The following is a 13,949-nucleotide window of genomic DNA, read 5'->3' as shown; positions in this document are numbered from 1 at the left end:
AGACTTCGGGGTGCTCACCGCTCGAAAGGCTGTGCATCGGCGTCGCAGGTGGCCCCTGGAGCCGGCAAATGCAGGTCGATCAGATAGCGCTCACGCAGCTTGCGCGTGCAGTCGTCGAGCACGGTGTGCCCGTAGCCACCCTCCACGACGACAAGCCTGACGTTCACCAGTTCGTGCTGTGCGCGCCGCGCGGCGACCACCGGAGCCACCGGATCGAACTGGTTGTTGACCAGCAGCGCAGGCGTGTCCGAACGCAGAATCCAGGGTCCCGAGTAGCGCTGCGGATATCCCTCGGCCGGAGACGGCCAGGACGCACAGGCGTGCCGTACGTACAGCCACAGCGGGCCGTAGGTCGGACCGACGGCTGCGAGATCGCCGGCCAACGACGGCCACTGGTCGGGGTCACGGGGGAACGTATTGTCCGCGCAGGAGATCGCGATGAAAGAGTCGAGGAAATCGAGCGACTGTGTCGTAGCCGCCAAGATCTCGTCCACGACGTCCGGGTTACCGGCCGGACCACGCTCCAGTTCAGCGAGTAGTTCGGCCAACGCGGGCCAGCCCTCCTGCGCGTCGGACAGCAAGCGCAGATGTGTCGACAGTGCCTCCGAATAGGTGACCGTTCGGGTTCGCTCCTGCGTTCCGACGGCGATGGGCGCCTGCTGAAGACGCCGCAGCACAGCGTCGTTGCGCACACGCAGATCGACCGCAGGGTCGGCCTCGACGCCAGGTGTCTGCAGGTCGGCGACGTATTGGGCATCTGTGGCGGCGAAGGCGCACCGCGGTCGACCGGCCTGCGCACACAGGCGAAGGAATTCGTCGAGCGCCTCCTCGGTCGCCCTTGCTGTGGTCTCGATCGCGCGGCGCGTATCGGTGGTGTGTGCGTCGGGGTCCGTCATCGACCTCAGATGCAAGGCGCGTACTCGATCGCCGAACAGCGCGCCGTACACCTGGCCCAGATAACTGGCATCGGAGTCACCCACAAAGGTCAGCTGCGACTCACCGAACGCGCGGCGCAGCAGATCGAGGTCGCGGGCGGCGTCGACGGTGGTCACGTGCCCGAGTAGTGCGCCGCTGTGTGCCGCACACCCAGCCGCCAGTGCACGACTCGCGTCGGCTGCGGCGCGCTCCTGTCGCGTATTCACCGGCGGCAGTGGCACAGTGGTCCAGAACTGCCGCTGCTGGTCGGCGTCCGCAAAACAACGGACCGGTCCGCTGCGGCCCATACCGCGCCGGTCGAACGTGACCACGTCGAAGCGGCGCGCGATCTCGCCGCCGAGCAACTCACCGCCGCCGGCGGCCCAACGCAAGCCGGAGCCGCCCGGTCCTGCGGCCGCGGCGAATACCGTACCGATCCTGCGTTGCGCATCGGCGGCCTGCTGCCGAACGACCGCCAGATCGAGGGTCGCCCCGGTAGGACGGCTGTAGTCCACCGGCACGACCGCGGTCGCACACTGCAAACCGCTCAGCTCCGGTCGACCACATGGCGCCCAATCCAGTCGCGGCGCCGGCACGGCGTCGGCCTGTGCGACCAAGTCCGCGATCATGGACTCGTGGTGGCGCGGCGCTCCAGCACACCCGCTCACCGCGGGTAGCATTCCGGCGAGTACGACAACGAGGAGGAGCTTGCAGCTACGCACGGAACTCATCCTCTGTCGTGCGTGCGTAGGCGTCGTCACCCGTAAGTATCGAAAGTGACTTCTGAGAGTCACATCACACTTCACCCGGTCACCAGTCGAATCACCGCGAGCAGACCCACACCGACGATCACAGCCCGTAATATGGTCGGTGACATCCGCCTGCCCATCCGCGCACCGAGCTGCCCCCCGAGGATCGACCCGAGGGCGATCCATGCCGCGGCCTGCCAGTTCACCTCCGCGACGACGATGAAGATCAGCGCAGCGACCCCATTGACGATCAGTGTGAGCGCGTTCTTCATTCCATTGAGCCGCTGGATGTCCTCGGGCACGAAGACGCCGAGCAACCCGATCAACAGCACTCCTTGCGCGGCGCCGAAATATCCGCCGTAGACGCCGGTTGCGTAGACCGCAGCGGCAAGGACGGGGCCACCGTGCTCCGGAACCGCGGCGCCGTCGTTCTCCCGCCGCCGCTTGATCCGACTCGCCAGCCGCGGCTGCACCAGGACCAGCCCCAACGCTGCAATGATGAGTACCGGAACGATGGCGGTGAACGCATTCGGGTCGAGCACCAGCAACAGCGTCCCGCCGGTGACGCCGCCGAACAGCGACGCAGCACCCAGTCGCAGCAACCGGTCTCGCCGACCGGCGAGTTCGCGCCGATACCCGTGTACTGCGCTGAGTGCACCGGGGACCAGACCGACGGTATTGGAGACGTTCGCGGTGACCGGAGGCAGCCCGATCGCGAGCAGAACGGGGAAGGTGACCAACGTTCCCGAACCGACGATCGTGTTGATTCCACCCGCGGCAATGCCCGCGCCGAAGACAGCCAGTTGCTCCAGCCAGGTCATATCCCATCCTTCGAGATCCCGTGACAACCCGGGTCCATCCTGCGTGGTCCGCTACCGACCGAACGGTATCGGGTCGCGCGTCGCCTCTGGACAGGACCGCCCTTCCCGGTGTTGCGGCGGCACGGTAAACTCGCCAGCATCATGCAGCGGGTACTTCTTCTCGGCCGCCGCGGCGGGGTCTGATCGGACCGGCTCCTGCCGCGGGGATCTGCCACGCCGGTCGACCCAGACCATTGGGAACAACCACACCCTCGGAGAAAGCCCCCATGTTTTCTGCAGACGCCCACGTATCCGGCACACGCGCGATCACGGCGCCGAGCAAACCTGCCCCCATCGACCAACCTCTCTGGAACAGGCAAAAGAATTCCTCGATGCCGACGTTCCGTTACCGGCCGTTCGCCGAGGAGGTCGAGCCGATCACTCTGCCCGATCGCACCTGGCCGGAAAGGGTCATCGACCAGGCGCCAGGTTGGTGCGCGGTCGATCTGCGCGACGGCAACCAGGCGCTCATCGACCCGATGAGCCCGGCCCGCAAACGGCGCATGTTCGATTTGCTTGTGCGGATGGGCTACAAGGAGATCGAGGTCGGCTTTCCCTCGGCGAGCCAGACCGACTTCGATTTCGTGCGTGAAATCATCGAGGACGGCGCCATCCCCGATGACGTGACCATCCAGGTACTGACCCAGTGCCGCCCCGAACTGATCGAGCGCACCTTCGCCGCCTGCGCCGGCGCGCAGAACGTGATCGTGCACTTCTACAACTCCACCTCGGTGCTCCAGCGCAAGGTGGTGTTCCGCGCAGACCGCGCGGCGGTCAAGAAGATCGCCACCGATGCCGCCGCACTGTGCCTGGAGATCGAGAAGCGCTACCCGGATACCACCTGGCGCTACGAATACAGCCCGGAGTCCTACACCGGCACGGAGCTGGCCTACGCCAAGGAGGTCTGCGACGCGGTCTCGGAAATCATCGCGCCGACACCGGACAAGCCACTGATCATCAATCTTCCCGCAACTGTCGAGATGGCTACTCCGAACGTGTATGCCGACTCGATCGAGTGGATGAGCCGCAATCTGGCGCGCCGAGATGCGATCGTGCTGTCGCTGCATCCACACAATGACCGCGGGACCGCGGTGGCTGCCGCGGAGCTCGGGTTCCAGGCCGGCGCCGACCGCATCGAGGGCTGCTTGTTCGGAAATGGCGAGCGCACCGGCAATGTCTGCCTGGTCACGCTGGGAATGAACCTGTTCTCCCGCGGCGTCGACCCACAGATCAACTTCGCCAATATCGACGAGATCCGGCGCACTGTCGAGTACTGCAACCAATTGCCGGTCCACGAGCGCCATCCGTACGGCGGTGACCTGGTCTATACCGCGTTCTCCGGCAGCCATCAGGACGCCATCAACAAGGGTTTGGACGCGATGAAGGCCAGCGCCGACGCCACCCGAGCCGACGTCGACGACATCGTGTGGGAAGTGCCCTACCTGCCCATCGACCCCAAGGACGTCGGCCGCACCTACGAGGCGGTCATTCGAGTCAATTCCCAATCCGGCAAGGGCGGCGTCGCCTACATCATGAAGGCCGACCATCGAATGGCGTTGCCTCGGCGGCTGCAGATCGAGTTCTCTCAGGCGATTCAGAAGATCACCGATGGCGAGGGCGGCGAAGTGACGCCCAAGCAGATGTGGGACGTCTTCCATCAGGAGTACCTGAGTCCGATCCATCCGCTGGAGCGCATCCGCCAGAAGGTCACCGCATCGGAGACCGACGGCGGGGTCGACTCGATCACCGCGGTGGTGAAAGTGGACGACGTCGAACAGGAGATCACCGGCAAGGGCAACGGACCGCTCGCGGCATTCATCGACGCGATCGCCACCGTCGGCTTCGACGTCCAGGTGCTGGACTATTCCGAACACGCTCTGTCCGCAGGTGACGATGCACAGGCGGCGGCGTACGTCGAATGCGCGGTCGGCGGAACAGTGGTGTGGGGAGTGGGAATTGCCACCTCGATCACGACCGCATCGCTGCGGGCTGTAGTGTCCGCGGTGAATCGCGCGCACTGAACGGGCATCTCGCTGGAGGTGCCTGTGGGGATCACGGTTGCCGATCTCGCAGCCGCTCCCCCAGATCGGCGTGTCGCACTGGGGTTGGCGCGCCTACCACGACACGACGCTGCGGACCCCATGCTAGCGTTGATTCGCACTCCAAGCGCCGAGCTCTCTGCTCGAACTCCCGAGCAGATGGGGGAACCGTGACAACGAACGATCACAACCTGGCCTCGCCGCCCTGGCTGCCGAATCATCCAGTGGACACGGCCGATATCACCGAGGCGGGGTCGGCGCCCTCCGCCATGACCGAACCGGCAATCGAGCAGCAAGGCGGCGCTGTGGAGGCGAACGACCCCGGGGCGATCGAGCCGACGCACCCAGAACCGCGGGCCGCTCAACCGGACCTGCAGGGTCCGCCTGATCAAACCACGGTATACCCACCGAGCGTCGGATTCCCACAGCCCCCTTACAATCCCGCTCCGTACAGCCCGACCGAACCGTACGGAGCGTATGGCCCGCAGAATCCGGGGACCTATCCACCACCGTCACCGGACAACCCGGGAGCGCCCGCCGGTTACGCCGAATACCGCCAAGAAATCGGTAGCGACGGCATGGTACGGCGCGTGCCGGTAGAGCCCGTACACCCGGAACCGACTGCACCGCAGCCGGATCACCCTCCCGGTGGACCGATCTACAGTTGGGCGCCGCCACCCCCGCCGACGCCGCCGCAACAACCCCTCGGCTATCAACCCCCGCCACCACCCACGACGCCCTCGCCGGCGGGTCCGCCCGCAGGGGGTATGCAGCAGGGACCGGGCTGGGCGGGCGAACCGAATCCGATGCAGCCCCAATCGTTGCAACCCCACCATGGGCAACAACCGGGCCCACCAGGGCAGTCGGTGAACGAACTCAACTTGCTCAAGCGGGTGCGGCGGGCGCCGCGCGGCGGCTGGCGCCGCGCAGTGCACAAGGCCTCCGGCGGTCTGATCAACCCGGGTGAATCAGCAGCCGACGTCGTCTACCGTGACCTCGTCGAGCGGGTGAATCAGCCGGTCCGCGGCGATTACCGGATCGCGATCCTGTCTCTCAAAGGCGGTGTGGGAAAGACCACCACCACCGTCGGGCTCGGCTCCACCTTCGCGTCGCTGCGCGGTGATCGGGTGATCGCGATCGATGCCAACCCCGATCTGGGAACACTCGCGCACCGGGTACCACGCCAGACTCGTTCCACGGTGCGCAACTTGCTCGAAGACCATCACATCACGAGGTACTCGGATGTGCGGGCACATACCTCGCAAGCGCCGAGCCGCCTCGAAGTGCTCGCCAGTGAACAGGATCCGGCGGTCTCGGAGGCATTCAGCGAAGCGGACTATCGCAAGGCGCTCAGCATCCTGCAGTCGTTCTACAACATCATTCTGACCGACTGCGGTACCGGCTTGATGCACTCTGCGATGGCGGGTGTGCTGGACATGGCCAGTTCCTTGGTGCTGGTCACCTCGCCGGCCATCGACGGTGCGCGTAGCGCGTCGGCCACTTTGGATTGGCTCGATCACCACGGCTACAGCAAGCTGGTGGAGCGCACGGTCGTCGTGGTCAATGCTTCTCGCCGGGGAGCGTCCACCGTCGACCTCGACCAACTGCGCAAACTGTTCCTCGACCGTACCCGCGCAGTCCAGGTGGTCCCCTTCGACGACCACCTCGCCGAAGGCGCGGAGATCGATCTGGAACTGGTGAGCAAGCCCACCCGGCAAGCGCTGTTGGAGTTGGCCGCGATGGTGGCCGACGATTTCGGCTACATCAGTTCACTGGCCCAGCATCCCTACAATCCCCCCGGGCCCCCTGGCATGTGATCGACTCGGCGGACGAGGACCGGTGGTTCCACTGCGGACAGTCTCGGCACTCTCGCGGCGTGAGCGATGGACCCGAGCAAGACAGTAGATCGGCGTGGTAGTGAAGCACTGGACCGTCTCGCGTAGAACGCTGCTTCGAAATACCTTCGCAGCAGGGGTACTCACCGCAAGTGGGCCAAGTGGGCACAGCCCCGCGCCCGCAGCAGCGCGACCGACCGGCAATCGCGTTGCGGTACTAGGGGGTGGTGTCGCAGGACTCACCGCCGCGCACGAGCTGGCCGAACGAGGCTTTCAGGTCACCGTCTACGAGAGTCGAGCATGGGGCGGGAAGTCTCGTAGTGTCGCAGTCCCGGGTACTGGCGTGGGCGGGCGTCCGGATCTGCCCGGTGAACATGGTTTCCGTTTCTTTCCGGGTTTCTATCGGCACGTGCCGGACACCATGCGTCGCATCCCGTTCCCAGGAAATCCGAATGGTGTCTGGGACAATCTCGTCGCCGTGCCAGAGGCGCGATTCGCACGTCGCAATGGCGACGATTTCCGTATCCCGCTCCGTGCGCGCGACGGTGTGGTCGTCACCCCGGACCGGGTACGCGAAACACTCGGGGCAGTAGTGGCAACCGCGCTGAAAATGCCTGTCGAGGAAGGGCTCTACTTTGCCGAGCGCATGCTGGTCTTCGGTACCAGCTGCGATGCCCGACGCCTCGGTCAATGGGAACGCACGTCCTGGCTCGACTTCGTCGGTGGCCACGCGCGCTCACACGAATTCCGGGCACTGCTGTCACATACTCTGACCAGCATCATGGTCGCCGCCAAAGCCGATGTGGCGAGTGTCCGCACGATCGGCACCATGGGCGAACAGTTCCTGCTCAACCCCCTCGGCATCGGCAGCGACGGCGACTTGGATCGTGTGTTGAACGGCCCGACCAACGCGACATGGATCGATCCATGGATACGACGAATACGTGAACTAGGGGCGGAATTCGTGCTCGGCGCCCAAGTGCGGGGGCTTCGGGTGCGCGGTCGCAGGATCACCGCGGCGCGGATCGTGGACCGAACCGACACCACGCACATTGTCGAAGCCGACTACTTCGTGGTGGCGCTGCCGGCCGAACGAGCACGCGCATTGTGGTCGCCGCAGATCCTGGCCGTCGCGCCCGAATTGGCTGCGATGGACCGGCTCTTCACCGACTGGATGAACGGCATCCAGTTCTATCTGCGCAGACCGATCGACATCTCACGCGGCCATACCGCCTATATCGACGCCCCGTGGTCGCTCACGTCGATCAGCCAGAATCAGCTGTGGCGAGACGAGTTCACGGGGTTCGGCGACGGTACCGTGCAGGATTGTCTGTCGGTCGACATCTCCGACTGGAACACTCCTGGCATGGTGTTCGGCAAACCAGCCGTGGAATGCACCCACGAAGAAATCGCGCGTGAGGTCTGGGCGCAGATCACCGCGCACCTGAATGATCACGGCGAGCTGCTGCGCGATGCCGACCTGCACTCCTGGTTCCTCGATCCAGCCATCACCTGGCAGGCGGGTCTCGCACGTAATACCAACGCCGACCAGCTGCTGATCAACACAGCCGGTTCGTGGGAGTGCCGGCCACAGCCGCACGGTGAATTCGAGAACCTGTTTCTGGCAGGTGACTATGTGCGCACGAACGTCGACTTGGCCACCATGGAGGGGGCCAACGAGTCGGCACGCATGGCGGTGAACGCTTTGCTGGACGTCGCAGGGTCGAACGCGCAGCGCTGCCGGACGTTCACCTTGTATCGCGCGCCGGAACTGGAACCCTTGCGCAGGATCGACGCCGACCGCTACGCGGCCGGACAATCGAACCAATTCGACGTCCCGATCTGATCCGCCGCCAGGAATGGATATCCACCTGTGACGGCAGGTTCTCGCGACCACAACCCCAACGGTGTTTGAATCGTGAGCATGCCTGACAACGCCCTCCCGAACGAGATCAGCGACCCAGCAGCACTGCGGCGGCTACTCGGGGACGTCACGCCCCGGGTGGCCACGAAGAAGCGCAGCAGTCTGCACGCCAGAGATCGGGAGTGGATCGCGAACACTCCATTCGTGGTGATGAGCACCAGCAGCAAAGACGGCACCTGTGACGCCTCCCCGAAGGGCGATCCCGTGGGTTTCGTGCGGGTACTCGACGACACCACCCTTGCAATCCCGGAACGTCCGGGAAACCGGCTCGCCGACGGGTATTTCAACATCCTGACCAACCCACACATCGGCCTGCTGTTCATGATCCCAGGCCGCGGTGAGACGCTACGCATCAACGGCCGGGCCCGGCTGATCCGCGACGCGCCGTATTTCGACGACATGGTGGTGCGAGGCCACCGGCCCATTCTGGCGGTCGAAGTAGACGTCGAAGAGGTCTACTTGCACTGCGCCAAAGCGTTCATTCGCAGCCATCTGTGGGAACCGGAGAAGTGGCCGCAGGACACCTTGCCCAGCCATGCCCGGCTGGTCAAAGACCTAAACACGAATGTCACCGAGACGGTAGAAGAGTTGGAACGCTACTACTCGCCGGCGAACTATCAGGCCAAGCTCTATCGCGACTGAGCAGCGTCCGGTGCGCGTCGCCGACGCCACCGCGCGCCCGGTCGCCGGACGAACATAGACTCGCGACGTGGCAGACATATCGGTGCGCGGACGGCTCGCGCTGGCAGCGGCGGCCGCGGCGGCGTGGGCCTCGCAGAAAGCGGGTCGCGGCAGAGGTTCGATGATCGGCGGCCTGATCGCGTTGAAGATCGATCCGACGGTCATGGACCAGCTCGGGCGAGGACGGCGCACGGTATTGGTGACCGGAACGAACGGCAAGTCCACCACCACCCGAATGACCGCCGCGGCGCTCGGCAGGTTGGGTGCGGTCGCGACCCAAGCCGACGGCGCCAACATGGACGCCGGCATCGTCGCCGCGCTCGATGCGCACCGCGGGGCGCCGCTGGCCGCGATCGAAGTGGACGAACTGCACTTACCGCACGTCGCGGACTCCTTGAACCCCTCCGCAGTGGTATTGCTCAACCTCAGCCGCGACCAACTCGACCGCGTCGGTGAGATCAACATGATCGAGCGCAAGCTGCGCGCGGGCTTGGCGAAGCACCCGACGACGGTGGTCGTCGCGAACTGCGACGACGTGCTGGTCACCTCGATAGCCTACGACCATCCCACAGTGGTATGGGTGTCCGCGGGCAGCGGCTGGGCAATGGACGCCACCAGTTGCCCACGCAGCGGCGAACCGATCGTCTGGGAGGGCACGCACTGGCGCAGCACCGGTGCGGATTTCCAACGGCCCGAACCGCAGTGGTGGCTCGACGGAGACGAGTTGGTCGGTCCAGAAGCCCTGCGCATCCCGTTGCGGCTCGCCTTGCCCGGCCGTGCCAATCGTGGCAATGCCGCGCAGGCGGTGGCCGCCGCCGTCGCGCTGGGCGCCGACGCCGAGCAGGCGGCGTCGGCGGCCGGTACAGTGCGCGAGATCGCGGGCCGGTACCGGACGGTGCGACTCGACGAGCACGACGCGCGGCTGTTGTTGGCAAAGAACCCGGCAGGGTGGCAGGAAGCGCTGTCGATGATCGAGCCGACCTCGGCCGGACTGGTGATCGCGGTGAACGGCCAAGTGCCCGACGGGGAGGATCTGTCCTGGCTGTGGGACGTGCGGTTCGAGCACTTCGAAGGCCTCCAGGTGGTCGCGGCCGGCGAACGTGCCACCGACCTCGCGGTGCGACTCACCTACGCGGGTGTCGAGCACACCATGGTGCCGGACCCGCTGGCCGCGATCGCGTCGTGCCCGCAGGGCCATGTCGAGGTGCTGGCGAACTACACCGCGTTTCGGGATCTCACCGCGCAGCTGGAGGAGCGGGCAGCATGAGCGAGTCGACCATTCGGATCGGCGTGGTCCTGCCGGATGTCATGGGCACCTACGGCGACGGCGGCAATGCGGTCGTCTTGCGCCAGCGGCTACGGCTGCGCGGCTACGCCGCCGAAATCATCGACATCACGTTGTCGGAGCCGGTGCCCGATTCACTGGACATCTACACTCTCGGTGGCGCCGAGGACTCCGCGCAGCGCCTGGCCACCCGGCACCTGCAGCGACACCCCGGGTTGCAACGGGCGGCCGCCAACGGCGCCCCGGTCTTGGCGATCTGCGCGGCGATCCAAGTCCTCGGCCAGTGGTATGAAACCTCGGCGGGCGAACGAGTGGACGGCGTCGGTTTGATCGACGTCACCACCTCACCGCAGCCCGAGCGCGCGATCGGCGAAGTGACCAGCACGCCGCTTCTGACTGGGCTCAGCGCAAGGCTCACCGGATTCGAAAACCACCGTGGTGGGACCAAACTCGGCGGTGAAGCAACGGGTCTCGCCCGGGTCACCCGCGGGGTCGGCAACGGCGTGGACGACGGATTGGAGGGTGTGGTCCAGGGTTCGGTGATCGGGACCTACATGCACGGCCCCGCGCTGGCCCGCAATCCCGAACTCGCCGATCTGCTGCTGATGCGGACGCTGGGCGTTGCGCAGTTGACCCCGCTCGACCTCCCCGAAGTCGAGCGACTTCGCCGCGAGCGCCTGCGCGCCTGAGCACACCCCAGCCGCACGAACATCGAGCCGCACGAACATCGACCGACCGGTGATCGTGCGGCCTGTCGCATGGGCACGGTCGATGCCGTGCAGTGCGCCCTCGCCCCGGGGATCGCCGCCGGGACTGTTCTCGAATGCTGTTCCAGGGCCGGCGCCAACCGAGCACTGTCCGCCACGACCAAATGTTGCCAAATAGTCGCTATAAGTTGGCTGAACCGAGTAGCACCCAGCTGACCTCGCGAGACAAGCGCTTGAGCCCCGCTAGCTTCTCCGCCATTTTCACACGTAGAAGTACATTGTTTCGTTAGATCACGGTATGCCATACTGACGAAATCGATAGGTTGCGGCATGATTGCGAATTGGCCAGAGATAGCGGTGACACCCCGGAACTCGATCCCAGTGCACCTCGCCGTGAGTGGGATCACCACACCACGACTCCGATCTCGCCAGGAGGTCACATGCGTACACCAGGTTGCTCATCCTGCGAATCCGCGTCAGACCACTGCCATGGAACCCTCATCGTGCATGCGGGCCGGATCGCCGAGTGCACCGAGCAGTGCTTCGACTCCGCCCATGCGCGGCACGCTTTCGTCATCGACTGCCGAGACCTCGCGGGCGGCTGCCGGTGCACCGAAGGCGGCACGGTCCGTCGTCGCGCGTATGCGATTCCGTACCCTGGCCCAGGTGAGCTATGAGCACATCTTGCTGCCGTCCGGCGTTGCGTCGTCGAGCGCACAGGTCGATGCCTACCTGGGCACGCAGAATGGCAGCCCCGAATCGGTGACAGTCGCGCAGATCGCGGCCGAGTTGAACCGGCGCAACACGGAGTTTCCGGCTGAAGACAGCTTTCTCGCCGTCCCGGTCGGCGGCGCCGCCACGGGCACGATGCTGTATGTGCCCTGCCCCCACGACGCGATCGGCTTCGTCCGCCAGCTGCTGTTCGAGCTCGCCACACCACTGGACTACGCCGTCTACGACCCGCAACTGGACTGGCTGATCGATCCTGCCGGGCACGTCCGGGCCACGGTCACCCACGGCGGTGCCGGCACATTCCCGTATGTGACCAAAACGCTGGCCGAACAATGGGTTCCGGCATTGAGTCCGCCGAATCCATATTTGGTCGTCGAGCGCAGCGAACAGTTCTACATTCAGACCTACCGTGACGACTCCGGTACCTATCTGCTCGAGTACCGGGACGGTTCTGCCGGTAAGCACTTCGCGACGACAGTACCCGACCCTGCCATCGTCGCAGCCCTCATCTGGGAATGGGTCAATGACAACCGCACCCGATTTCCCCGCCTGACCTGGTCCCGCGTGGAAATCTGAACCCAGCTGCACGGTCGCCCCGCGCACGTGACGCTCGCGCGAGGCCGACTATAGGGCGCGTCGCCCCGCCAGTGCCCGACCGAGTGTGAGCTCATCCGCGAATTCCAGGTCGCCGCCCATCGGCAGACCAGAAGCCAGCCTGGTCACACGCAGCCCAGGCACGTCTCGCAACATCCGAACCAAGTACGTAGCGGTGGCTTCACCTTCGGTGTTCGGATCGGTTGCGATGATCACCTCGGCGACGTCGACGCCGTCCTCCTGGTTTCCGATGCGAGCCAGCAACTCTCGAATCCGCAACTGGTCGGGGCCGATGCCGCTGAGCGGATCGAGGGCGCCCCCGAGGACATGGTAGCGACCGACGAACTCCCGCGTGCGCTCGATCGCCTGCACATCCTTGGGTTCCTCGACCACACAGATCATCGATCGGTCCCGTCTGGGATCGGCACAGATACGGCACAGCTCGCCATCGGAAACGGTCCCGCACAACACGCAGAAGCGCACACCATCACGCACTTTCTGCAGAGCTGCCTGCAACCGATCCATGTCCGGCGGCTCGACATGCAGCAGGTGGAAGGCAATGCGCTGCGCGCTCTTCGGACCGATGCCGGGCAGCTTGCCCAATTCGTCGATCAGATCCTGGACGGGCCCTTCGTACACCTGCGCCCCAGCTCACAAACCGGGCAGCGAACCGCCGCCGAGCCCGGCCGACAGTGGCCCGAGCCGCTCTGCGGCAAGGCGCTGTGCATTGGCCATCGCGTCGTTGACCGCGCCGATCACCAGGTCTTGCAGGGTCTCGACATCCTCGGGATCGACGGCCTTCGGGTCGATGGTCAGCGAGACCACCTCCCCCGTGGCTTTGAGCGTGACTTCGACCAGCCCGCCGCCCGCCACGCCCTGCACCTCGGTCGCCGCGATCTCCGCTTGAGCCTGCATCACCGCCTGCTGCATCTGCTGCGCTTGGGCGAGCATCTGTTGCATATCGAATTCGCCGCCTGGCTGCACGGGAAAATCCTCTCTGAAGAAGGTGTCATCGGCCAGCCTAACCCCGCCGGGTTTCGACGCGGCCGGATCGATCCCGAACGTTGTCCTCCGGAACTCGGTCGGTGTCCGGGCCGTGGTCAGGCCAACTCACGCCGCAGGTTCTCGAGTACCTCGGCCTGGATCTTCTTCAGACCCAGGGGCGCGAAGATACCCTCGAAGATCCCGGTGACGCCGCCAGCACCCTGCCAGCTCGTACGCTGGGTGACCTCCGAGCCGGAGCCGGCCGGGGTGACCGTCCATGTGGTCACCAACGTCGAATTCGCATCGCGCTCGGTGACAACCGAATTCGACACCGTGACGACGGCACGGACATTGCGGGAACGCTTCTGAGTGGCCTGCAACGTCCACTGCGCGACAGTGCCTTCGCCTGTGCCGCCTTCGATCACCGCGTAGTCACGGTAGTGCGACGAGAGAATACGCGGCCGGATGCTGCTGTAGTCGGCAATCGCTTCGAGCGTCTGCTGTGGTTGCGCCGACACGGTGATCGAACTACTGGCACTGACCAGTCCCACCATGAACTCCTTGTCCGGGGCGGCGTCTCGACGGGTCGCCATGTTCCCCTGTATATACCGAATAAAAGCGGGTAGAGCCAGAGCGTGTGGCGA

The 13,949-nt window shown here is 65.4% G+C and carries 12 protein-coding genes; 7 read left to right on the top strand and 5 right to left on the bottom strand.

Annotation, left to right across the window (positions count from 1 at the left end):
• Window positions 1-14: 14 nt before the first annotated feature.
• On the bottom strand, window positions 15-1,646 hold the full coding sequence (locus tag K940_RS0114220; protein ID WP_081706362.1) for an alpha/beta fold hydrolase: 1,632 nt from the start codon (window positions 1,644-1,646) through the stop codon (window positions 15-17).
• A gap of 71 nt (window positions 1,647-1,717) precedes the next feature.
• The gene (locus K940_RS0114215) at window positions 1,718-2,485 is read right to left on the bottom strand and encodes a sulfite exporter TauE/SafE family protein (RefSeq protein ID WP_028478098.1); all 768 of its coding nucleotides are present in this window, start codon (window positions 2,483-2,485) and stop codon (window positions 1,718-1,720) included.
• 266 nt (window positions 2,486-2,751) lie between these two features.
• On the opposite strand from K940_RS0114215, the gene leuA reads away from it, so the two are divergent.
• The 7 genes from leuA to K940_RS0114175 all read left to right on the top strand — a co-directional run bounded on the left by leuA (window position 2,752) and on the right by K940_RS0114175 (window position 12,303).
• Complete coding sequence (leuA, locus tag K940_RS0114210) at window positions 2,752-4,545, top strand: 2-isopropylmalate synthase (protein WP_028478097.1); 1,794 nt, start codon at window positions 2,752-2,754, stop codon at window positions 4,543-4,545.
• Window positions 4,546-4,832: 287 nt separating this feature from the next.
• Window positions 4,833-6,380, top strand: a complete 1,548-nt coding sequence (locus tag K940_RS0114205; RefSeq protein WP_231390377.1) for a MinD/ParA family protein — start codon at window positions 4,833-4,835, stop codon at window positions 6,378-6,380.
• Between the two features lie 94 nt (window positions 6,381-6,474).
• Window positions 6,475-8,244 carry an FAD-dependent oxidoreductase gene (locus K940_RS0114200; protein ID WP_231390375.1) on the top strand — a complete coding sequence of 590 codons (1,770 nt, stop codon included), beginning with the start codon at window positions 6,475-6,477 and terminating at the stop codon, window positions 8,242-8,244.
• 78 nt (window positions 8,245-8,322) lie between these two features.
• Window positions 8,323-8,964 (top strand): pyridoxamine 5'-phosphate oxidase family protein, encoded by a 642-nt coding sequence (locus tag K940_RS0114195; RefSeq protein ID WP_028478094.1) that lies wholly within the window; start codon window positions 8,323-8,325, stop codon window positions 8,962-8,964.
• A 67-nt stretch (window positions 8,965-9,031) separates the two neighbouring features.
• On the top strand, window positions 9,032-10,270 hold the full coding sequence (locus K940_RS0114190; RefSeq protein ID WP_028478093.1) for a MurT ligase domain-containing protein: 1,239 nt from the start codon (window positions 9,032-9,034) through the stop codon (window positions 10,268-10,270).
• Window positions 10,267-10,977 (top strand): type 1 glutamine amidotransferase, encoded by a 711-nt coding sequence (locus tag K940_RS0114185; protein WP_028478092.1) that lies wholly within the window; start codon window positions 10,267-10,269, stop codon window positions 10,975-10,977. The genes K940_RS0114190 and K940_RS0114185 overlap by 4 nt, the downstream gene beginning before the upstream one ends.
• 573 nt (window positions 10,978-11,550) lie before the next feature.
• Entirely contained in the window at window positions 11,551-12,303 is a 753-nt protein-coding gene (locus K940_RS0114175; protein ID WP_369797507.1) for a hypothetical protein, read from the top strand.
• A 48-nt stretch (window positions 12,304-12,351) separates the two neighbouring features.
• Here K940_RS0114175 and recR read toward each other — a convergent pair whose 3' ends face one another.
• The 3 genes from recR to K940_RS0114160 form a co-directional block, all read right to left on the bottom strand.
• A complete protein-coding gene (recR, locus tag K940_RS0114170) occupies window positions 12,352-12,960 on the bottom strand; it encodes a recombination mediator RecR (RefSeq protein WP_028478090.1) in 609 nt (202 codons plus the stop codon).
• 12 nt (window positions 12,961-12,972) lie between these two features.
• Window positions 12,973-13,305: a YbaB/EbfC family nucleoid-associated protein gene (locus K940_RS0114165; protein WP_028478089.1), complete on the bottom strand. Its 333-nt coding sequence runs from the start codon at window positions 13,303-13,305 to the stop codon at window positions 12,973-12,975.
• A gap of 116 nt (window positions 13,306-13,421) precedes the next feature.
• Entirely contained in the window at window positions 13,422-13,856 is a 435-nt protein-coding gene (locus K940_RS0114160) for an SRPBCC family protein (RefSeq protein ID WP_028478088.1), read from the bottom strand.
• Window positions 13,857-13,949: the final 93 nt, after the last annotated feature.

Source organism: Nocardia sp. CNY236 (assembly GCF_000482385.1).
GTDB lineage: Bacteria > Actinomycetota > Actinomycetes > Mycobacteriales > Mycobacteriaceae > Nocardia.
Note: the sequence above shows the minus strand (reverse complement) of the source record. Positions and strands in the feature narration are given on the sequence as shown.